Source organism: Cupriavidus sp. BIS7, from assembly GCF_000292345.1.
Lineage (GTDB): Bacteria > Pseudomonadota > Gammaproteobacteria > Burkholderiales > Burkholderiaceae > Cupriavidus.
Genome location: NZ_ALOU01000077.1, coordinates 1 through 21,821, shown reverse-complemented (window position 1 = coordinate 21,821; position 21,821 = coordinate 1). Strand labels below are relative to the sequence as shown.

The 21,821-nt window shown below is 63.4% G+C and carries 18 protein-coding genes; 6 read left to right on the top strand and 12 right to left on the bottom strand.

Features of this window, described 5'->3' with window-relative positions:
* The first annotated feature begins 171 nt into the window (after nucleotides 1-171).
* Entirely contained in the window at nucleotides 172-1,482 is a 1,311-nt protein-coding gene (locus B552_RS0123925; protein ID WP_019451591.1) for an MFS transporter, read from the top strand.
* Nucleotides 1,483-1,585: 103 nt separating this feature from the next.
* On the opposite strand, the gene B552_RS0123920 is transcribed toward B552_RS0123925, so the two are convergent.
* Nucleotides 1,586-2,539, bottom strand: coding sequence for a PHB depolymerase family esterase (locus tag B552_RS0123920; RefSeq protein WP_237718345.1), 954 nt, complete (start codon nucleotides 2,537-2,539; stop codon nucleotides 1,586-1,588).
* Nucleotides 2,540-3,017: 478 nt separating this feature from the next.
* Here B552_RS0123920 and B552_RS0123915 point away from each other — a divergent pair, with 478 nt between their 5' ends.
* Nucleotides 3,018-3,695 carry a Crp/Fnr family transcriptional regulator gene (locus B552_RS0123915; protein WP_019451590.1) on the top strand — a complete coding sequence of 226 codons (678 nt, stop codon included), beginning with the start codon at nucleotides 3,018-3,020 and terminating at the stop codon, nucleotides 3,693-3,695.
* Between the two features lie 16 nt (nucleotides 3,696-3,711).
* Here the strand turns inward: B552_RS0123915 and B552_RS0123910 are convergent, their stop codons facing one another.
* The 4 genes from B552_RS0123910 to B552_RS28980 all read right to left on the bottom strand — a co-directional run bounded on the left by B552_RS0123910 (nucleotide 3,712) and on the right by B552_RS28980 (nucleotide 6,754).
* Entirely contained in the window at nucleotides 3,712-4,557 is an 846-nt protein-coding gene (locus B552_RS0123910; RefSeq protein WP_019451589.1) for a DUF2950 domain-containing protein, read from the bottom strand.
* A gap of 2 nt (nucleotides 4,558-4,559) precedes the next feature.
* Nucleotides 4,560-5,888, bottom strand: a complete 1,329-nt coding sequence (locus B552_RS0123905) for a DUF3300 domain-containing protein (protein ID WP_019451588.1) — start codon at nucleotides 5,886-5,888, stop codon at nucleotides 4,560-4,562.
* 77 nt (nucleotides 5,889-5,965) lie between these two features.
* Nucleotides 5,966-6,298: a hypothetical protein gene (locus tag B552_RS0123900; RefSeq protein ID WP_051003614.1), complete on the bottom strand. Its 333-nt coding sequence runs from the start codon at nucleotides 6,296-6,298 to the stop codon at nucleotides 5,966-5,968.
* A 123-nt stretch (nucleotides 6,299-6,421) separates the two neighbouring features.
* Nucleotides 6,422-6,754 carry a transposase gene (locus B552_RS28980; protein ID WP_280949279.1) on the bottom strand — a complete coding sequence of 111 codons (333 nt, stop codon included), beginning with the start codon at nucleotides 6,752-6,754 and terminating at the stop codon, nucleotides 6,422-6,424.
* Between the two features lie 863 nt (nucleotides 6,755-7,617).
* Between B552_RS28980 and B552_RS0123890 the strand changes: the two genes are divergently transcribed.
* The 3 genes from B552_RS0123890 (at nucleotide 7,618) to B552_RS0123880 (ending at nucleotide 10,966) form a co-directional block, all read left to right on the top strand.
* Entirely contained in the window at nucleotides 7,618-8,571 is a 954-nt protein-coding gene (locus tag B552_RS0123890) for a LysR family transcriptional regulator (protein WP_019451585.1), read from the top strand.
* 302 nt (nucleotides 8,572-8,873) lie between these two features.
* On the top strand, nucleotides 8,874-9,536 hold the full coding sequence (locus tag B552_RS0123885) for a response regulator (RefSeq protein WP_019451584.1): 663 nt from the start codon (nucleotides 8,874-8,876) through the stop codon (nucleotides 9,534-9,536).
* A 71-nt stretch (nucleotides 9,537-9,607) separates the two neighbouring features.
* Complete coding sequence (locus B552_RS0123880; protein ID WP_083860347.1) at nucleotides 9,608-10,966, top strand: cobyrinate a,c-diamide synthase; 1,359 nt, start codon at nucleotides 9,608-9,610, stop codon at nucleotides 10,964-10,966.
* 24 nt (nucleotides 10,967-10,990) lie between these two features.
* Here the strand turns inward: B552_RS0123880 and B552_RS0123875 are convergent, their stop codons facing one another.
* The 3 genes from B552_RS0123875 to B552_RS0123865 all read right to left on the bottom strand — a co-directional run bounded on the left by B552_RS0123875 (nucleotide 10,991) and on the right by B552_RS0123865 (nucleotide 14,405).
* Nucleotides 10,991-11,452, bottom strand: a complete 462-nt coding sequence (locus tag B552_RS0123875; RefSeq protein ID WP_019451582.1) for a MarR family transcriptional regulator — start codon at nucleotides 11,450-11,452, stop codon at nucleotides 10,991-10,993.
* A gap of 50 nt (nucleotides 11,453-11,502) precedes the next feature.
* Entirely contained in the window at nucleotides 11,503-13,161 is a 1,659-nt protein-coding gene (locus tag B552_RS0123870) for an MFS transporter (RefSeq protein ID WP_019451581.1), read from the bottom strand.
* 104 nt (nucleotides 13,162-13,265) lie between these two features.
* Nucleotides 13,266-14,405 carry a transporter gene (locus B552_RS0123865; RefSeq protein ID WP_237718343.1) on the bottom strand — a complete coding sequence of 380 codons (1,140 nt, stop codon included), beginning with the start codon at nucleotides 14,403-14,405 and terminating at the stop codon, nucleotides 13,266-13,268.
* Nucleotides 14,406-14,508: 103 nt separating this feature from the next.
* On the opposite strand from B552_RS0123865, the gene B552_RS0123860 reads away from it, so the two are divergent.
* Complete coding sequence (locus B552_RS0123860) at nucleotides 14,509-15,018, top strand: DinB family protein (protein ID WP_019451579.1); 510 nt, start codon at nucleotides 14,509-14,511, stop codon at nucleotides 15,016-15,018.
* A 111-nt stretch (nucleotides 15,019-15,129) separates the two neighbouring features.
* Here the strand turns inward: B552_RS0123860 and B552_RS0123855 are convergent, their stop codons facing one another.
* The 4 genes from B552_RS0123855 to B552_RS29295 form a co-directional block, all read right to left on the bottom strand.
* A complete protein-coding gene (locus tag B552_RS0123855) occupies nucleotides 15,130-16,605 on the bottom strand; it encodes an AdeC/AdeK/OprM family multidrug efflux complex outer membrane factor (RefSeq protein WP_019451578.1) in 1,476 nt (491 codons plus the stop codon).
* Nucleotides 16,602-19,748, bottom strand: coding sequence for an efflux RND transporter permease subunit (locus B552_RS0123850; RefSeq protein ID WP_019451577.1), 3,147 nt, complete (start codon nucleotides 19,746-19,748; stop codon nucleotides 16,602-16,604). Before B552_RS0123850 ends, B552_RS0123855 begins: the two co-directional genes overlap by 4 nt.
* Before the next feature lie 26 nt (nucleotides 19,749-19,774).
* Nucleotides 19,775-20,938: an efflux RND transporter periplasmic adaptor subunit gene (locus B552_RS0123845; protein ID WP_019451576.1), complete on the bottom strand. Its 1,164-nt coding sequence runs from the start codon at nucleotides 20,936-20,938 to the stop codon at nucleotides 19,775-19,777.
* 538 nt (nucleotides 20,939-21,476) lie between these two features.
* Nucleotides 21,477-21,821: hypothetical protein (locus tag B552_RS29295; RefSeq protein WP_237718342.1), on the bottom strand; the 345-nt coding region annotated here is incomplete at its 5' end.

Genomic DNA, 21,821 nt, shown 5'->3' with positions numbered 1-21,821 from the left:
TGGGGGGGCGTTCTGGTATCTTTACGCCTTTGCGAAGCGTCCGTCGCCAGCCAGCCTGCTTACCCGCCGGCCCCGGTTCGCCAAGTTCGTGCTGTCACCCCTTCGGCCGTCTCCCTCCACGTCAACCGTGTTGCGCGCTTCGCATGTGAATGTATCCATGCGAGTCTTTTCATGTCCACACCCAGCAGTACAGCCGGGGCACTGGGCGCGCAAGGCGGCCACGCCGCACGCCCACTGACCGGCCAGGATTACAAGACTCTTGCGCTCGCCGCACTGGGCGGCGCGCTCGAGTTCTACGATTTCATTATTTTTGTTTTCTTCGCCAAGGTTATCGGCCAGTTGTTCTTTCCGGCCTCGGTGCCGGACTGGCTGCGCATGCTGCAGACCTTCGGCATCTTCGCGGCCGGCTACCTGGCCCGCCCGCTGGGCGGCATCATCATGGCCCACTTCGGCGACCTGCTGGGCCGCAAGAAGATGTTCACGCTGTCGATCCTGCTGATGTCGGTGCCGACGCTGCTGATGGGCCTGCTGCCGACCTACGAGTCGGTTGGCCTGCTGGCGCCGATGGCACTGCTGGTGCTGCGCATCCTGCAAGGCGCCGCCGTGGGCGGGGAAGTCCCGGGCGCCTGGGTATTCGTGTCCGAACATGTGCCCCGCCGTCATATCGGCTATGCGTGCGGCACGCTGACCGCCGGCCTGACGGCCGGCATCCTGCTCGGTTCCCTGGTGGCCACCGGCATCAATGCCGTATTCGATCCGAAGGAACTCATCGATCACGGCTGGCGCGTGCCGTTCGTGCTGGGCGGTGTGTTTGGCGTCGGCTCGATGTACCTGCGTCGCTGGCTGCATGAAACGCCGGTTTTCGCCGAACTGCAGCAACGCAAGGCGCTGGCCGCCGAAATGCCGCTGAAGACGGTGGTGCGCGACCACGGCGGCGCCGTGCTCGTTTCGATGCTGCTCACGTGGATGCTGTCCGCGGGCATCGTGGTGGTCATCCTGCTCACGCCGACGTACCTGCAGACGCTGTACGGGTTCGACGCGCGCACGGCCCTGGTGGCCAACAGCGTTGCCACGCTGTTCCTGTCGATCGGCTGCGTGGTGGCCGGCGTGCTGGCGGACCGCATCGGCGCGCGCCTGACGCTATCGATCGGAGGCGTGCTGCTTGCAGCCAGCGCCTACACGCTCTACACGACGATCGGGACGCGCCCTGACCTGCTGCTGCCGCTGTACGCACTGGCCGGCTTCTTCGTCGGCACGATCGGCGCGGTGCCGTACGTGCTGGTGCATGCGTTCCCGGCGCAGGTCCGTTTCTCGGGGCTGTCCTTTTCGTACAACGTGTCGTACGCGATCTTTGGCGGCCTGACTCCGGTAGCCGTCTCGCTGATGCTCAAGAACGACACGCTGGCGCCGGCCCACTATGTGGTGGGCGTTTGCCTGATCGGCATCGTCGCCGCCCTGTTCGTACGCAAGCGCCACGCCTGATCGCGCCTGATGCGCAAATGACAAAGGGGAAGGCAACCAGCCTTCCCCTTTGTCATTGTTGGCCCCGTTTTCTCGATCTGGACAATCGGGGCAATCAGGCCAATCAGGCCGCCCGTTTGTGTTGACGGAAGAACTGCCACATCAGCCAGCTTGCATCGGGGCCGACGTCGCTGTGATACGGCACGGCGGCATCGCCGCCGCTCCAGGCATGGCCCAGCCCGCCCACCTCGACCAGCCGCACGATGTCGCGATTCCAGCGGCCGAAGCGCGCATCGCGAACATTGCCATCCGGCAGCCCCGGTGCATCATTGGCGCTTTCCAGGCGATCCTCCAGACCGTTGTAGGCCAGGAACTGCCGTGCCAGCAGCCGCCCGTTGACCGGATGGACAGCGTCGTCAGCCATGCCGTGGACGACGATGGCCGGCATCTCCGGTCCACCCGACGCCACGCCAGCCGCATCGAGCAGCAACGCGGGATCTGTGGCCGAGCCGTGGCGCATTGCCTTGAGCCCTGCCCGTGGCGAGTCCGCTGCGCCAATCACCACGCCGGAATGCAAACCCACTGCGGCAATCTTGTCCGGGTATCGCAATGCCACCAGCGCCGCCATCGCCGCGCCAGCAGACAACCCCGCAAGGTAGATCTCCCCGGTGCGCACATCGGGCCGGCTTGCCAGTTCGTCGACCAGCAGAGCCAGCGCCTGGACTTCGCGCCCGCCCTGGCCGGCGCCCAGATCGAACCACTGCCAGCATCGATGAACAGAGCGCCGCAGAGGCTGCTGCGGATAGGCAACGATGAATCCTTCGCGCTCGGCCAGTGCATTCATGCGCGTGCCCAGCGCCAGGCTTTCGGGCGTTTGCTGGCAGCCGTGCAGCATGACCACGACGGGCAATGCCCCCTTGGCCCCGGCGGGGATGTAGAGACGATATGCCAGCTGGGGGACCAGTTCGCCGGGCAGCGGCGTCAGTCCAAGCTTCAGCGACTGCCAGGCGCCGGGAAGCTCGGTAGGGACGGGCTCGCCTGGCGCGGGATGGCGCAGGCGGCGTACGGCCGGGTGCACCTGTTCCAGGCGCCCCAACCATGAGCGAATATGTTTAGCGGGTTGGAATTGAGCGCGGCTGATTTGTCGCAGCTGTGCTTCCCAACTCGGGGAAAGGCTTTTGGCCATATGAAGACTCCTGCTCGTCTTGGGAACGGGTCTCCTCCGTTATTGTGCGATGCAGCATATCACAACCGGCATGGCGGAAAATCCACATTGTCCGCAAGACGCAACACGAATTTTCGAAACAATTCCCCTGCTTTGTAACCGCCGCATCCCTGTTGCATGGCACAGTCGCGAAAAAACTAAGGACGCTCCCCGGAAAGAATGCAGATCGACTCGTGATCAACGACGTTGGCCACCATTTATACTGCCAGCAAAACAACGTCCAACCTGTCTGCCGGGAGACAATCCACTGGACCATCAAGCCCCCAGCGTCTCATGCTGCACCCTGTGTCCATTTCATCCCGTATGCGCGAGTGCACGCGGCGACACGCCATTGCCTGGCGAAAGCACGCTGGTTCCCCAGAGGAAGCATCTGAACGCCGGTGATGTGCTGTTCAGGCAGAACCAACCGGTACTGGCTTTCTATCCGTTGCGCACTGGCGGCATCAAAATGGAGTACGAATCGTCACTCGGGTGGCGTCAGGTGACGGGATTCGCGCTTCCCGGCGATACGGTCGGCCTGGAGCCAAATGACGTCCGCACCTTCAGCATGAGCGCAATTGCCTTGCAGGCTTCGGACTGCTGCGTGGTGTCGGTGGAAGCCGCGAAGGCCAGCATGGCCGATTCTGCGGTGCAAGCGGCGACGCAGGCGATGCTCCGACGCGATGCATTGAGGCAGCACGAACTGCTGGTGGCGATCGGCTCGATGAAGGCCGCCCAGCGGCTGGCCATGCTGCTGCTCGACCTGGCCGCCGAACACCGCCGGCGCGGCATCGATGGCGGCGAAGTCATGCTGGCGATGACGCGCGTCGACATCGCCAGTTACCTTGGCCTGACGCTGGAAACGGTGTCGCGATTGCTGTCCCGCTTCGCCTCGGTAGGACTGATCACCGTGCGCCACCGTCTGCTGCATATCGTCGATCCGGCCGGGCTGGCTGAGGTGCACGCGGACCCGGACCGCATCACGTTGCGCGGTCCGGCGCCTGAGCAGAACCGCTTCGCTTCATTCTGAAACGGCGGCCCGTGGATCATCGGTCAGTGGCTTTCTCCCAGCCCGCGGGCTCGAATGTGCGAACCGCGCCCGCGCGTGCGGACGTACCCTTGCCAAGATCGCGCTCGTAGAAGCGGCGTTCGCTGTCGACCATGAACGAATGAATGCCGCTATCGCCGTAGCGGGCCGGCCAGGCGATGAACGCGAACCTGGCGTCGCTGCCCTTCGGCGGTGCAATCACGCGGTAGCGATAGCCGTAGAACGACTCTTCCGGCGGCACCTCCGGGCCCATCGCCAGTGCATCGGGGCCAAGCGGACTATCGTTCTCGGCAGATGCCGACGGCCAGTACAGACCATTGGTCTTGCCCGGGGTGCTCACAAGCTGCCGGGCAAAGCCGCCCTTGCCAACCTGCTCGGCATAGCGCTGCTGGGCGTCTGCGAGTTGCATCAGGGTATCCATGGCCACGAGTTCATTGCGGCCGATGCGCCGGCGCCGAACCTCGTGCTCACCGGCGGCCAGATCGAACTGCCAGCCAGACTTGCGCTTGACCACCGGCACCGGGAAAGTCCACCCGCTGTCTCCGACCTCGATGTGGGCGGTGGTGTCGCCATCGCGCTGCACCGCATGGTGGCGAGCCCAGGCACCCAGGAAATCGTAGATATCGTTCTGGCTCAGCCCACGCGGCACAAGGTTTTCATAATTGGCGCCGAGCACCTGCTTCAGCGCGTCGTTGTCACTGCGCGCCACGGCATCGCCGAACGCATCCGAAGCGGCTTCCGGCGTGGGATAGATGTGCTGTGCGACTGCGGGCACAGACACGCCAAGCAGCATCACCAGGGCACCGGCACGCAGCATGGATTCAAACGTCGACTTAAGCTTCATCGTTATCTCCGGCCGTGACCAAAGTGACCGCCGCCTGCTGCGCCCAGGCTTTCTCGACCACCGCCGCCCTGGAACCCACCGCCGCCATTGCCCGGCATCGAGCGTTGCGGCTGGCCCGCGGTTCGCTGGAATCCACTATGGTCGCCCCGGCTGGTCTGCTGACGCATGCGGTCGCCGTTGCCGGCATCGCTGAACGCGTTGTTGCGGTTGCTGTCGCGCGCATTGTTGCGTGCATTGGCCTGATCGGCCCGCTGCCGATCTGCACCGGCCGGCCGGGGGTTCTGCCCACCCGCCTGACGGTTGACGGCTGGCGCGCCATGCCCGGCGATAGATTGACCGGTGCGTCCCTGGAACGATTGCGCGGCACGATCACGCGCGGCATCGCGCGAGTTCTGCACGCCGCCTCCACCCTGGCCCAAGCGCTGCCCGCCTTGCCCGCCCTGGCCTTGAGGGCGATTGGCCATCGCCTGCTGCCGCTGGGCATCGTAACGGCCCGCAACGTTCGGATTGTTGTACGGCACGTTGCCGCGATTCGCTGGGTTGTGCTGCCAGTTCACGTTGGCGCTATTAACGTTGAGTCGCTGGTTCACATTGATGTTGTTGTAGCGGTTGACGTTGATATTGACGTCATGCGCGCCCCAGTTGAATCCGCCCCACATCGAGTTGACCGCAGCTACGCCGAGCCCGAAGCCGATGCCGGCCACCAGCGACGTGGCGAACACCGAGCCGGGCGGCGGCGGATAGTAGGCTGGCGGATAGGCGGGATAGGGCCAGGCGCCATAGACCACGGTTGGGTTGTACGACGGCACATAGACAACCTGAGGGCTGGCCGGCTCGATCTGGACGATGGTGGTGCCGCCGCTCTGCTGCGTCACCACCTTCTGCTGCTCGTTACTCTTCAGCGAGCCGGCTTTCTGCGCCTCCACGCGCAAGCGCTGGACCGAGTCCATCACGTCGTCAGGCTGCGCCAGGAACGCATCGCCCACGTTCTGCACCCACTGCGGCTGGCGCCCCATCAGGTCCATCACGGACGGGAATGCCACGAGCGACTTCACGCTCGGGTCCCATGACTGACCGTCGACGGCCTTCGTCGCTGCATCCCCCGAGAGGTTCGGGTTCGATTTCGACCACTGCGCCGCGGTAGCGACGTCCGCGGGATAGGTCGAGGCCATCAGCACCTGGGAAAGCAGCGCATCGGGATACAGCGCGACAGGTGCAAGCAACTGATCAAGGTGAGCCTTGTCCAGCTTCGCCTGCGCTACGGCACTGCCCGCGCCGGTCAGCAACATCAGCCCGAATGCCCAGGCAAGTAAACGTCGCATGTGGAACATCTTTGCTCCTGCAATGACGGATGAAACCACCACCTCTGTCCGCTACCTGCCTGCGCACCCGGCGCCGCCTGCAGCGCCTACTTGCGTGCCTGCGCACACTCCTGGCGGTATGCTTCCTCAAGGCGCTTGCGATCCGGTGCGCGCTCGAGCGTGGAATAGGTTCTGCCATCCGCGGTGGTTACGGCCGACTTGCCTTGCGACCACTGCGGACCTGCGGGCAAACCATTGATCTGGTCGAGCAACTGCCGGCAATGCTCGATCTGCGAAGCACTGAGCGTTCCCCCGGTATCCTCCACGGTGGACGTGGCAGGATCGAGCATGCGCGGCGGCATCGGCGCCACCATCGGCGAGCCGGGATCCACCGGGGGCGCCGCATGAACCTGCGTGACAGCCAGACCAAGCCACACCATCACGCCTGCGGCAGCAAAAACCTTCTTCACAAAAAAACTCCAGAAACCAATGCCGTGCACGGCATTGCGATTGCATCAGACTCCGGTGCTGGCGATGAGTGCGGCAACACGCCTGGACGTGGCCTAGGCGTGGCCCTTGCCGTCCCCATGCCGGCCGGTACGATTGCGCAGTAACTCCAGCTTCAGCAGCGCATCCGCAAGCATACTCTTGAGACGTGCGTTTTCTTCCTCGAGCTGGCGTAATCGGCGAGTGTCGGATGGATCGTGCTGGCGCGTACGGCCGTATTTCGCGCGCCATCCATAAAACGACGCATCGCTGAAGCCGTAGCGCGCGCAGAGCTCCCGCACCGGCACGCCACGGGCGGCCTCGTCAAGATACATGCGGATTTGCTCTTCCGAATAGCGTCTGTTCACCCGAATGCCTCCGCTCGGCCGGCCTCCAGTCCGGCAGCCCATGCGCCCGTGCGCCGGCCCGCCTGTCTCGCTCATAAGGTAGCCCACCGCCCGCGGAAAAGGCAATTCAGTGTCTTCGCGACACGACTTAAGCAAATTGAATGGCAGCATCGGTGCGGTCAGAGGGACGTCCGCCCCCCTGACAGTCCGCCCCCATTATTGACACACTTGTTTGCAAATTAAATTTAGTTATTCCAATTTGGAACGACGCAAATGTCCAGGATCCACAATAACCTGCCTGAAACAAGAAAGTGATAGCGAAAAACTGTGCAATTCAGCGCGACACAATGCAGCAAGATGGGCCCGCATCCCCCATTTGGGGCGGGTTTCAGGGTTGTATCGATGATCAGACATAGCATCCTTGCCGATTCTTCCGGCCTTTGAATCGAATACCATTACTAGTACTTTCCTAAATCTTGTATTAAGATTTCCAGGCATCAACTAAATTTCGAAACGCCTGCAAATGGTGCCGCCCGGCACGTGCAGACAGGCGTCAGACGGCAAGGCATCGGCAGATGGTGCCAGACACACGCCGTCACACCATCTTGGCCTGAGGAAACGGGAGCCGTTGCCGTAGAGCGCGCGCTCGACAAACCTGTCGGCGTGGCGCGGAGGATGTGGTAACTGCGAAGCGCGATACGGGAAGCCTGAAATCCGGGAAGCCTGAAATCCGCGCGGCATCTTCAGTTTCAGTTGCCAGGGCGCCCTCGTTGTCGTTCCAGCCCCCTTTGCAGTGTCTGTAGTACCTGCCGCAGCCCACGTGCCTTGTCACAAGGCACGCGCCGGTGGTTGTGCAGTCGGAAGTTGCGATGGTGTTGCTTCACCAAAACAAAGAACAAGACAGACTCGGATCGGGAGAAGTCAGTATGCGGCACGTCAGCACCAAGCTATTGCATGTATTCGTCCTGCTCATGGAGTACCGCGACCTCACCGCCGTGGCGGCATGTACCCAGGGACGCGTTCCAACGGTTGCCTACAGTCTTGCCCGCCTGCGGGAGATCACCGGCGATGCACTGTTCGTCAAGCGCAACGGGACGCTCGAGCCCACACCCCACGCAGTGCGTCTTGAGCAAACTGCACGACAAATCCTTTCGAAATGGACCCAGCTTGTCCAGCCAGACGGCAATCCAGTGCAGCAGGCCATCAGCGGCCGGCGCATCTCGATCGGCTTTTCTTCGTCAATCGGCGATCCGGTAATCAGCGAAATCCTGACCGCACTGGGCGAGCGTTTCCCGCATGACAGTTTTATTACGCGGCCGGTGATTGCCGATACGGCACTGGCGGAATGCCTGGAAAGCGGGGCCCTCGATTGTGCGTTTGTCGTTGACGGCGCCAACGTACCAGACACCGTGATTCCGCATAGCATCATGGCTACACCGCGACGCCTGGTCAGTGTCACGCGGACGGATTCGATGGACGGCATGGAGAGCGACTGGATACTGCTCCAGGAAGACTGCGACGACGCCAGTCCGCTGCGCGGCTTCCTGGAACGCCAGGCCCTTACCCCCGGCCATCGCGAAACCGTAGTGCCATCATGGCATACGCAGATCACGCTGCTGCACGCGGCCGGCGGGATTTGCCCCGTGCTCGATTTCAACGTTCCGCTCGTCACGCGCGACCGCAAGGCCCGTCTGCTCGCGCCGCCTACCAGCTTTCCGGCCTGGGCCGCAGTCCACTTCTGGATGCCGCAGGAAGCCCCCGACCGCACCACGCTGCGGGACATCATGGACGTCGGCGCATCGGTGTTGCGTGATCCGCTGAGGGCCATCGACGGACGCCGGCAGGCGCGGCAACCCGCCCGACCACTAGCGGTCGCCTGACCCGCACGAACTCCCGCCCGCACCACCGGCCCCGCAGCGGTTGACGCTGCGGGGCCTTTTCATTTGCGGCGGCGGCGACGCAAGGCAAAGCACCCTGCATTTTGCGAATCCTCTTACTCCTTTCCGAGCCGCCGCGCATTAATCTCGCCGGGCATCGCAGCGCTCCGGACCGTCTCCCGTTTGGTCCGCGGCCCGCATGCGCGCAGTTGCTGCGTGTTTGCGCCGCACGCCCGTTTCGCGTGCGGCGCTTTTTTGACGCCAGCGTGAAGCCGTATCCGACCCATATGTACAGGAGTCAAGGGATGACGTTGAGGATTTTGCTGGCCGATGACCACCCAGTCATAACTGCGGCGATCCGCGCCAGAGTGCAGTCTGAGACCGGCTGGGAAGTCTGCGGGGAAGTTGCCAGTGCCACCGATCTGCAGCAGCAGGTCGATCTGCTCCAGCCGGACGTGGTGGTGACCGACTACCACATGCCCGGCCCTGCCGAACTTGATGGCGTGCGCCTGATCACCGCGTTGCGGCGACGGTATCCCGCCATGTCGGTGGTGGTGCTGACCATGATCACGAATCCGCTCGTGCTGCGCACCATTCTGGATGCGCGCGTACACGGGCTCCTGCTCAAGGACTGCCAGCTATCCGAAATCTCGACCGCAATTGCGCGTGCCCAGCGCGGCTTTACCTACATTGGCAAGTCCGCCTTGCGCGCGCTGGCTCCGACAGACATCCGTACGATGCTTCCCTTCGGGCGCGATGGCGAACAGCGCCTGTCGGCGCGCGAAATGGAGGTTCTCAGGCTTTACCTGACCGGGCGCACCGTGACCGAGATTGCGGCCACGCTATGTCGCAGCGTCAAGACCATCAGCCGCCAGAAGAACTGTGCGATGCAGAAGCTTGGCGTCACCAATGACCGCGAACTGTTCGAGTGCGCCGCGCTGCAGGGCGTGATCCTGCCGAGGAGCTGAGAACCATGCCAGGTGCCCGATATAATCCCCCTTGCCGCATGGCCATGCCGCCATGTGTAGCCGGTCCCGATATGCCCCCTGAATCGATCCAGTCCCTCGCCTCGCCTTCCATCGCGTTGCCACACACACGCCCCGTGCCGGCCTTGCTGGTTGCCGCGCCGGCATCCGGACAAGGCAAGACCACCGTCACTGCCGCGCTGGCGCGGCTCCACGCGCGCCAGGGCCGTACCGTGCACGTGTTCAAGGTTGGGCCCGATTTTCTTGATCCAACGCTGCTTGCCGCCGCAAGCGGTGCGCCGGTGCATTCGATCGACCTCTGGATGACTGGCGAAGCCGATGCCCGCGCACGGCTTGCCAAGGCTGCGCAGACCGCCGACCTGATTCTTGTGGAAGGCGTCATGGGCCTGCACGACGGCACACCGAGCAGTGCCGACGTTGCACGCCTGTTCGGGCTGCCCGTGCTTGCCGTCATCGATGCGGGAGCGATGGCGCAAACATTCGGTGCGCTGGCTCACGGCCTGGCCACTTACGGCGCACCGTTCCACGCCATGCACGTGTTGGCCAATGGCGTTGGCAGCCCACGCCACGCTGACATGCTGCGCGAAAGCCTGCCACCCGCCATAGGTTGGGCCGGCGCTTTGGCGCGCGACGCTTCCTCGGCCTTGCCTGAGCGCCATCTCGGACTATTCAGCGCCGACGAACTGCCCGATCTGACAGCGCGGCTCGATCGCCTGGCCGATGCGCTGGCGGCGCTCCCGCTGTCGCATCTGCCGGAACGGGTGACATTCCCTGAAGCACCATCGCCGCAGTTGCCACGCCTGCTGGCAGGCAAGCGCATCGCCATCGCGCGTGATGATGCGTTCCGCTTCATCTATCCAGCCAACGTGGAAACCCTGGGGGCGCTCGGGGCCCACATTACGTGGTTCTCGCCGCTGCGCGACAGCGCGATACCGCCTTGTGACGCGCTATGGCTGCCCGGGGGCTACCCCGAACTCCATGCAGCCGCGATTGCGTCGAATGTACCGATGTGCAACGCAATACGCGCCGCGCATGCGCAAGGCCTGCCGATCCTGGCCGAATGCGGCGGCATGATGGCGCTGTTCGACACCCTGGTGGACAAGGACGGGCAAGCTCACCGAATGGCCGGGCTGCTGCCCGGTACCGTGACGATGCAACGAAGGCTTGCGGCAATCGGCCATCAGGCCGTGACACTGCCGGGCACGCGCGGCCAGCCTGGCCAGACAATCCGCGGCCATACGTTCCACTACTCGGCCACGGATTCCCCGCTGGCACCTGTTGCGCGAGCCGAATCGCCGCGCAGTGACGGGCAGGGTGAAGCTGTCTACCAGACCGGAACGCTAACCGCGTCGTACGTACACCTGTACTTCCCGTCGAACCCGCCGGCCATTGCGGCGCTTTTTGGCGGCTAACCCACGGGAAGGAAAGCCAGCCAGTCAGGCTGCGTCGCGCTCTGCCTGCGAACGCGCGACGGCGTCGGCGATACCGGACTCGAGCTGGGCGAGCCCCTTCGACAGGTTGTGCATCGTAGTCTCAGACACATTGGCCAGCACGTCCTGCAGGAACGCCGAGCGGCGCGGCATGGCCTGATCGACGATCTCGCGGCCAAGCGCGCTCAATGTGACGTTGGTCATGCGGTTGTCGCGCTCGCTGGTCATGCGCTCAACCCAACCAAGTTCCTGCAGTGCCTTGAGCTGGCGCGTCAGTGCGCCGGGGTCCATGCCAACGCGGTCGGCCAGCGGCTTCTGCGCGATCGGCCCTTCGTGGCCATGCAGCGCGTAAAGAATGCGCCAGCGCGGCAGCGGATGCCCAATCCGCTGTTCAAACGCTGCTGCGTAGGCTCGGTAAGTCCGGCCGAACTGCTGCAGCACGGCCAGGCTTTGTCGCTCCAGTTCCACTCCACTCCTCCAAGTAGGCGAATGCGATTGGCGCATCCGCACGGCAGTCATCAGTCTGCGGACATGACGGGTTCATGTACCCGCAGCAGCCTGATCGGTGGAACCCGGCGCGCGCGCCAGACACCGAACAGTGCCACGATTGCCGCCAGCAACAGGCCAAGATGGATGGCGCCCACCAGGGACACTCGCGCCTGTTCCAGCAACAGGGCTCCATTGTGCCCTGCCTGCTGCAAATTGTTCAGCAATTCCGCCTGCGCGGCCTTGTCGATCAGGATCTGGGGATCGGCCATTCTGGCGGTCCACTCCGTCGCATGGGCTTCGGCCAGCGCCGAAGTCACACCGGAGGTATAGCTCCGCGTGACCAGCGTGCCAACCAGCGCGGTGCCGACCATCCCGCCCACCATTCGAAGCGACTGTAGCATCGCGGTGGCAATCCCGAGGTGCGCGCGGCCGGCTGTCTGCTGGGCGAAGACGGTCAGGTTGGGCAGGAGAAAGCCCAGGCCTAGCCCTGCAAGCAGCATGATAGAAAGCAGCAGATTGTGATGCATGTTGCGCGTGGCCTGCGACAAACCCAGCAACGCCAGCGCCATCATCGCGAAGCCCGCATAAAGCATGCTGTTGGGGCGTGGGATGCGCGTGATGATGCGGCCGTTCACGATCGATCCAACGGTGATGCATACCGCCAGAGGTGTTACCAGCAGTCCGGCCTCCTTGGGCGAATAGCCAAATCCGCCCTGGAATAGCAGCGGCGCGTACAGCAGCAGCCCGAACATCGTGAAACCGCCAAGTACGGCGAGCACGAACAGTGGCGCGAGACCAGGATTGCGGAACATGTCGAGCGGCAGAATCGGGTTGGCGGACCGGCGCGACCATTGCCACAACGCCACGAACGCCGCGCATGCCAACACCATCAGGCCAATCGTCACGAATCCCAGGCCGCGCGTAGGCAGCCATTCCACAGACAACTGCAGACTTCCCAGACCCACGGCGATCAGCAGGGCGCCAGCCCAATCTATGCGGATCGGCCCCGTATGCGCCTGTTGGCGCAGATGCGGCAGGAAGCGCCAGGCAAACAACAGGCCGAGCAGACCGACGGGCAGATTGACGTAGAAGACGGAACGCCAGCCATACCACTCGGTCAATACACCGCCCAACGACGGGCCGGCGGCGTTGGCAAGGCCGTACGCGATGCTCAGCATGACCTGCCAGCGAAGGCGTACATGGGGATCGGGGAACAGGTCAGGAATACAGGCGAAGGCAGTACCAACCAGCATCCCGCCGCCAATGCCCTGCAGCGCGCGGGCCGCCACCAGGAATGGCATGCTCGTAGCCATGCCACACAATCCCGAGGCCGTCAGGAACACGACAATCGAGGCCAGCACGAACGGCTTGCGCCCGTAGTAGTCACCCAGACGCCCGAAGATTGGCACCGTGATGACCGAGGTCAGCAGATATGCCGTGGCAACCCACGCGTAGTACTCGAACCCCTGCAACTCCGCCACGACCGTCGGCAGCGCAGTACCCACCACGGTCTGGTCGAGTGCCACCAGCATCAAAACAAAGGCGATGCCGATTATCGCCAGCAGTGATTCGCGAAACGGCAGAACCTGCCCGCTTTTCGGCGATCGATCGGCCGATTGGCTTGCCGTTTGACCTGCCGCCGCCGCACCAAGTGACGCCCCCTGCTCAGGGTGAGATTCCGAAGCCATTCTATTGCCCAATCAATAGTTGCTTTATCAACGAATAAACCATTATAGGCGGTTGTCGGACGACTTGCAGCGTTGATCACGGGGCGACAGTCACGGGCGGCACGTCAGTGGTCGATCCACTGGTATTGCACCGTCAGCGAGATCGCCTTGAAATCGCCGCCGGCCCGCGTGATCAGTCCCTTGGAGGCGCTCAGCTTGGCCGACCAGCCCGGCACAATCGGCACGGAAACCGTCATTCCGTAGCGCGTATTGTTCTGCCGGTCCGCATTGTCGATGCCATTGACCGAGGTGTCGCCACCGGCGTAGTAGCCAATATCCGCGGCGAGCCAGAAGCCAGGCCTGAACTGATACCCGCCATGAAATTGCAGTACCGCGATCGGCGACTGGCTGCGATGTTTGCCGCCGAGAAAGTCGTTGTTGTCGCCGAAGATCCAGACCCCTGCGGAGGATTCGGCAAACCAGTTGCCGAAAGGCTGCGAAAGGCCAAGTTCAGGTTTGACAGCCCATCTGTTGGTGCCGACATTGACGAGACGATCCGGGTGATATTGCCCGGTGGGGGCGATCACGGTGAGGCTCGCGCCAAGGGTCGTCCCCGGTGGATGCTTGACGAACTCGGCAGGTGTCGCAGCGGGGCCGCCCAGAAGATTGACCGCAAGGCGCACGCGCATGTCGCCAACGCCGGCACGATAGACCTGGTTGGCTGCGTCGAATACCTGGCCCGAGACATTGCCACGGGAAAACGGAAGCACCAGGCCGATGGACGCGGTGCGGCCGAGCAGATCGAACACCTGCAGGTAGCCGGCCGCAAAGATGTCGATCTTGGCGTTGACGTCGGTAATCGGCAGAGACGGGTCGGTCAGCACATCACCGCCGAGCCTTGTAAAGGTGCCAAGCAGAAAATGCGTCCCGACCGGGGCCGCTGAATAGGCGCGCGGCTCAAGCTCCTGGGCCTGCCCGGCGCCGGGCAGAAAGGCGAAGGCAAACGACAGCCATATCAGCCACCGTGCGACCAATGCGGGCCAGATCAACGGACGTGTCCGGGAGATGACCGCCCCCGCAAGGCCGTTCGAGACCGGCAGCGTGACAGGCCGACCAGCGTTTCGGCCCAGGAATACTGCGACGACCACAAGCCCCCAACTTGCCCCGCGCATCGCTCGCTCCCGGGTTGACGTTCCGGGAGTATAGAGTTGAGTCGCGCCTAACGAGTGCGTGACACCGATCGGATCGCTGCCGAACCTGAGCATGGCGGATTGCGCGCGAGGGTTCGCGGCTCGCTGTCGCGCCGCCCGTGTTCATGCCATGATGGCAGGCAACTGCCCGATGCGGCAGGTGCGGCAGGAGACGCCAATGCCCTTCAAGAACCTGTTCCACTCGCTCTATAGCTTCAAGACCTGGTCGCACGCCGAGCTCTATGCGCTGCTCGGCAAGGAAGCCGCCAGGCTACCCGACGACGCGCGGCGCGAAGTGATGCGCCTGCTGAGCCATATCCGTGTCATCGACCAGATCTTCAAGGGCCATCTCGAAAACACCCCGCACGGCTTCAGGTCGCCCAATACGGCCGAGATCCCGCCGCTGGACGTGCTGCGCCCGAAGGTTGTCGAGATCGACCAGTGGTATGTCGACTACGTGAGCAGCCTGCCCGCCGACCGCTACGGTGAACGCATCGGCTTCGTGTTCACCGACGACCAGCGCGGCAGCATGTCGCGCGAGGAAATCCTGATGCATGTGCTGCAGCACGGCGGCTATCACCGCGGCAGCATCGGTCGCATCCTCGTGGAGAACGGCATCGCGCCGCCGCGCGAGACCTTCACACGCTTCCTGCACGAGCAGGAACCGCAGCGGCGCAAGCACGGCTAAAGCATTGCGCAAGACGAATCGGAACCCCGAATGAAAAACGGAGGCAGTCCGGGACTGCCTCCGTGAAAGCGACGCTTGTGGCAACGCTTGGGGTAACGCTTGGGGTAACGCTTATGACGCCGAACGGTTGCTGCTGGTGCTGCTGCCAGTTGCGGGCGCGCTGTCAGGCGTATGCGTGACGTCGTACCAGCCACCGCCGAGCGCCTTGTACAGGTTCACCTCGCTGGTGAGCTGGTTCAGACGGTCGGATATCAGCGTCTGCTGCGCGTTATAGAGCTGGCGCTGGGCATCGAGCAGGGTCAGATAGCTGTCCACGCCGGTGCTGTAACGGTGCTCCGCAAGCCTGAAGTAATCCTGGCTCGCTTCCACTAGCCGCAACTGTGCCTGGACCTGGTCCGAAAATGTCCCGCGCGCAGCCAGTCCATCGGCCACCTCGCGGAACGCTCCCTGGATTGTCCGCTCGTACGTGGCAACGTTGATGTCCTTCTGGATCTTCGCGTAATCGAGGCTTGCACTGAGGCTGCCGGCAGTGAAGATCGGCAGCACGATCTGCGGCGAAAACAGCCACGTGCCCTGGCCCGCGGCGAACAGATCGGATAGCTGCCTGCTGGCCGTACCAGCGGTAGCCGTCAGCGTGATTCGCGGGAAGAACGCCGCACGGGCAGCCCCGATATCGGCGTTGGCGGCCTTCAGCCGGTGCTCCGCGGCAAGGATGTCCGGACGATTCTGCAGCAGATCCGAAGGCATGCCTGGCGGTACTTCAGCCACGAGCGCCTGATCGAGTCCAAGCCCATCGGGCAGGTTCGACGGCATGCTCGTGCCCAGCAACAGCGTCAACGCATTGGTGTCTTGCGCCACCGCGCGCGTGTAGAACGCCAGCGATGCGTGCGCCGTCTCGACCTGCGTCTCCGACTGACGCAATTCCAGCCGCGAGGCGATGCCTTCCTCGAAACGCCGGCGCGTGAGCTTGTACGTGCGATCGTACGTCGTGAGGGTGTCGTTCGTGACCTGCAGTTGGGCCTCGTCCGCGCGCAGCGTCAGGTAGGCATTGGCGACACTGGCCACCAATGCGATCTGCGTGCTGCGGCGCGCCTCTTCGCCCGAAAGGTACTGCTCGAACGCCGCCTCGCTGAGGCTGCGCAGCCGGCCGAACAGATCGAGCTCCCACGCCGTGGTGCCCAGCGACACGCCATACTGGCTGCTGATCACGGTCCGGCCAGTCGTCGACAGATCGGCAGGCACCCGTTGCCGCGTGGCGCCTGCGGCCGCGTCGATCTGCGGAAACAGGTCGGCGCGCTGGATGCGGTACTGCGCACGGTACGCATCCATGTTCAGCACGGCCACGCGCAGATCGCGGTTGTTCTCCAGCGAGATCTGGATCAGCTCGCGCAGGCGCGGATCGGCAAAATACTCGCGCCAGCCAAGATCGACGGCCGCAGGCGATTGGGTGCCGGCCGTCGCAGGCAGATACGCACCTCCCTGCGGATAGGCGGCGTCAACGGGTGCCGCCGGGCGTTCGTACTTGGGAATCAGGCTGCAGCCGCTCAGTGCCGCCACGGCGGCCAGCCAAAGTATCGTCTTTCTCATGCTTGGGCTCCCTTCTCCAGGGAGGACGAATCGGACTTGCGGCGCCGCTCCTTGATCGCGCTGACCACGACGAAGAACAATGGCACCCAGAAGATGGCCAGGACCGTCGCGGTGATCATGCCGCCGATCACGCCGGTACCGATTGCGTGCTGGCTGCCCGCGCCCGCGCCTTGCGACACGGCCAGCGGGAACACGCCGAGCATGAACGCCATCGACGTCATGATGATCGGACGCAGACGCATCCGGCACGCTTCCACCGCAGCTTCGACAAGGCTCTTGCCGTGGTCGTGCAGGTCCTTCGCGAATTCCACGATCAGAATTGCGTTCTTGGCGGACAGGCCCACGGTGGTCAGCAGACCCACCTGGAAGAACACGTCGTTCGACAGGCCACGCGCAATCGTCGCCAGCAGCGCGCCGATCACGCCGAGCGGCACCACCAGCATCACAGAGAACGGAATCGACCAGCTTTCGTACAGCGCTGCCAGACAGAGGAACACCACCAGCAGGGACAACGCGTACAGCGCGGGTGCCTGCGAGCCGGACAATCGCTCTTCAAATGACAGGCCGGTCCAGGAATAGGCGATGCCGGGGGGCATCTGCTTCATGATTTCCTCGACGGCCTTCATCGCTTCGCCCGAGCTCTTGCCCGGCGCCGGTTCACCGAGGATTTCCACCGCCGGCACACCGTTGTAGCGCTGCAGCTTCGGCGACCCATATCCCCACTTGCCCGTGGCGAACGACGAGAACGGCACCATTTCGCCCTTGTCGTTACGCACGAACCACTTGTTGAGATCCTCCGGCGACATGCGCGAGTTCGGCCGGCCTTGCAGGTACACGCGCTTGACGCGGCCCCGGTCGATGAAGTCGTTCACGTAGCTGGAGCCCCAGGCGATCGAGACCGTGCTGTTGATGTCCGCCAGCGAGACGCTGAGCGCACGCGCGCGTTCATCGTCGATTTCAAGGACGTACTGCGGCTCGTCGTTGAGGCCGTTCGGGCGCACGCGCTGCAGTGCAGGATTCTTGGCCGCGAGCGACAGGAACTTGTTGCGCGCGTCCATCAGTGCCTGATGCCCCAGACCGGCCTGGTCCTGCATGTAGAAGTCAAAGCCGGTGGCGTTACCGAGTTCCTGCACGGCGGGCGGCGCGAAAGCGAACGCCAGCGAATCACGGAACGTGCTGAACTTGGCCTGCGCGCGCTTGGTCAGGTCGAACACGCTCGTGGATGCGCCTTCGCGATCCTTGAACGGCTTGAGCAGGATGAACGCGAGGCCCGAACTCTGGCCGCGGCCGGCAAAGTTGAAGCCGTTCACGGTGAAGAGCGACTCCACGATCTTGCCTTCGTCGTTCAGCAGGTAGTTACGCATCTGCTTCAGCACTGCCTGCGTACGCTCGGACGAGGAACCGGGTGGTGTCTGGACCTGTGCATAGAGCACGCCCTGGTCTTCTTCCGGCAGGAACGAGGTCGGGATGCGCGTGAACAGGAAGCCCATCGCCACCACGATCGCCACATAGAGAAGCAGGAACGGTGCGCGGCGCTTGAGAATGCTCACCACACCACGCTCGTAGCTCTGCGTCGACTTGATGAAGCTGCGGTTGAACCAGCCGAAGAAGCCTTGCTTGTGTTCGCCATGGTCGCCCTTCTCGATGGGCTTGAGCATGGTCGCGCAAAGCGCGGGGGTCAGGATCAGCGCCACGAGCACCGACAGCACCATCGCCGAAACGATCGTGATCGAGAACTGACGGTAGATCACGCCGGTGGAGCCGCCGAAGAACGCCATCGGCAGGAACACGGCAGACAGCACCAGTGCGATACCGACCAGCGCGCCCTGGATCTGCCCCATCGATTTGCGTGCCGCTTCCTTCGGCCCGAGGCCGTCCTCCGCCATCACCCGCTCGACGTTTTCGACCACCACGATCGCATCGTCAACCAGCAGACCGATGGCCAGCACCATGCCGAACATCGTCAGTGTGTTGATCGAGTAGCCAAACGCGGCCAGCACACCGAACGTGCCAAGCAGCACCACCGGCACGGCGATCGTCGGGATCAGCGTGGCGCGGAAGTTCTGCAGGAACAGGTACATCACCAGGAACACGAGCACGATGGCTTCGAGCAGCGTCTTGACCACTTCGTGGATCGAGTCTGCAATCACCGGCGTTGTGTCGTACGGGAACACCACCTTGATGCCCGGCGGGAACGTCGGTTCAAGCTGGCCCAGCGTGTTACGGATGTTCTTGACCGTCTGCAGTGCGTTGGCACCCGATGCCAGGCGAATTGCAATACCCGATGCTGGTCGACCGTTGTACTGCGCGTTGATCGTGTAGTCCTGGCCGCCCAGACCCACTTCGGCCACGTCCTTCAGGCGCACTTGCGAGCCATCGGGGTTGACCTTCAGCAGGATGTTGCCGAACTCCTCAGCCGTCTGCAGGCGCGTCTTGCCGATCACCGTCGCGTTCAGCTGCTGGCCGCGCACGGCGGGCAGGCCGCCAAGCTGGCCCGAGGCCACCTGGACGTTCTGCGCCTTGATCGCGTTGCTCACGTCGAGCGGCGCAAGCTGATAGCTGTTGAGCTTGGCCGGGTCCAGCCAGATCCGCATCGCATACTGCGAGCCGAACACCTGGAAGTCACCCACGCCCGCGGTACGCGAGAGCGGGTCCTGGATGTTCGACACGATGTAGTTCGACAGATCTTCCCGCGTCATGCTGGGGTCCGTCGAAATCAGACCCACGATCAGCAGGAAGTTACGCACCGACTTGGTCACGCGAATACCCTGCTGCTGCACTTCCTGCGGCAACAGCGGCGTGGCCAGAGCCAGCTTGTTCTGGACCTGCACCTGTGCGATATCGGGGTTGGTGCCCTGCTCGAACGTGACCGTGATGGTCATGCTGCCGTCGGAGTTCGACTCCGACGAAATGTAACGCAGGCCGTCCAGGCCGTTCAGCTGCTGCTCGATCACCTGCACCACCGTATCCTGCACGGTCTGCGCCGAAGCGCCCGGGTAGGTCACGGAGATTGCAATGGTGGGCGGCGCGATCGCCGGGTACTGGTTGATCGGCAGGGCCCGTATCGAGAGCACGCCGGCCAGCATGATGACCAGTGCGATCACCCAGGCAAAAATCGGCCGTTCGATGAAGAAATTAGACATGGCAAATCCTCATACGTCGGTCCCGTTCAGGACTTGGCTGCGGGAGCCGACGCTGCAGTCGGACCGGATGCGGCCACGGCACCCGCCGTCGCGGCATCGGCCTCGGTCGCCTTCACCTTGGCGCCCGGGCGGACAAACTGCAGTCCTTCAACAATCACGCGATCCCCGGCCTTGAGGCCCGTGGTGACGAGCCACTTGTCGCCTACCGTGCGGTCCGTCGAGAGGATGCGCTGTTCCACCTCGTTGTTGGCGTTGACGACCAGAGAAGTCGCCTGGCCCTTCAGATCACGCGTGACGCCGCGCTGCGGCGCCAGGATCGCGGATGTCTTGACGCCTTCAGCCAGCCTAGCGTGGACGAACATACCGGGCAGCAACTCGTGGCGCGGATTCGGGAATACGGCGCGCAGCGTCACCGATCCTGTGCCCTGGTCGACGGCCACTTCCGAGAATTCGAGGCGCCCCGGCTCGGAGTAGATGCTGCCATCCTCAAGCTGCAGCGTGACCTTGGCCGCATTCGCGCCGGCGCCCTGCAGTTGCCCGTTGGCAAGCTCCTTGCGCAGGCGCAGGATTGCCGACGACGGCTGCGTCACGTCGACAAAAATCGGATCGAGTTGCTGGATCGTCGCCAGCGCATTGGCCTGGCCGCTGGTTACCAGCGCGCCCTCCGTTACCAGCGAGCGGCTGATGCGGCCCGATATCGGCGACAGGACCTTGGTATAGCGCAGATTGATATGCGCCTGGTCCACCGCGGCCTTGGCCTGCAGATAGGAGGCCTGCGCTTCCGCGTACTGCTGCTTGCTGACGGCCTCTTCGCCGACCAGCCTGCCGTAGCGCTCTGCAAGCAGTCGCGCCGACTCGAGGTTGGCCTCGGCGCTCTTCGCAGTTGCCTCATAGGTGGACGGGTCGATCTGGTAGAGCTGCTGGCCCTGCTTTACATCGCTGCCCTCCACAAACAGGCGCTTCTGGAGGATGCCATTGACCTGCGGGCGAACTTCTGCGATCCGGTAGGGCGTGGTGCGCCCCGGCAGCGACGAGTCCAGCGTCACTGTTTCGTCCTTCAGCGTGACGACTTTCACTTCAGGCGTCTGTGCCACGGGCGGCTTGTTATCCTTGCCGCAGGCGGAGAGCACTGTTACGGCAACAGCCAGCAGGCCTGGAATCAAAGCACGCCTGGCGCGCATTGCTTGCATAGCGATTTCCTCGAGGATGAAACGGAATGGTTCTTCTTGAGCCTGGTCAGCCAGGCGGACGTCACGGCGATGTGCGCGGACGCAATTGGCGTGCCCGAACAACGGCACATGTGGTTATCAGGTTCAGCAGACTGTCATCGCCATGGGCCCCTGCTTTCGCCAGATTGCTGGCCTCGAAACACAACACCGGACGCGCTGACGCGTCCGGCAGCAGAGTGGCCTACGGGCCGACCCTGCTCCCCGTATTCTGAACTGTCCTGCATTATCTTCGATTGCCGGTCTTACCGTTATTCGCGCGAGCCGTGTCCCGATCTGTGCGGGCTTCGCCTCATCGGTCGCAACAATAATCGGTATTGCCGATGTTTGCAGACGATGGCATCAACGGTAATGTTTGCGACGCAGGCGATCGCCCTGATCTCTCAAGGCGCTGACAGCGTCGTCCTCCCCAGACGCGCTGTCACAGCTCTGCGGCAATGCAGCATTTGAGCAGCAGCGTCGCGAAACAGTTCAATAAGCATGCTGCCAATAGCCCGCCATCCTACCAGTTTGTAGATAAATCGGGATCACCGAAATTCGCTTGTAATGCGGTGAAATACTTCCATTCTGGGGCATAGCGTGGCGAATCGCGCATGATCGGGGGCTTTTTCGCGCTAGTTTGCACATTGGCGAGACGGTGTTTTGCACTGACAGGACAGTGACATCCGTCGTTGCGCCGTTTGCAACAATAAAAAAGGCCCTCGCGGATCAGCGAGGGCCTTTTCTGCCTGAGTTCTGCGGAGAAGATCGACCGAGGTGGCATACACGGCGATCGATCGGCCCTGAAATCGATTGCGCTCGCGCAAAAGCAAAACCCCCAGCTTTTGGGGCTGGGGGTTTTGGGGAT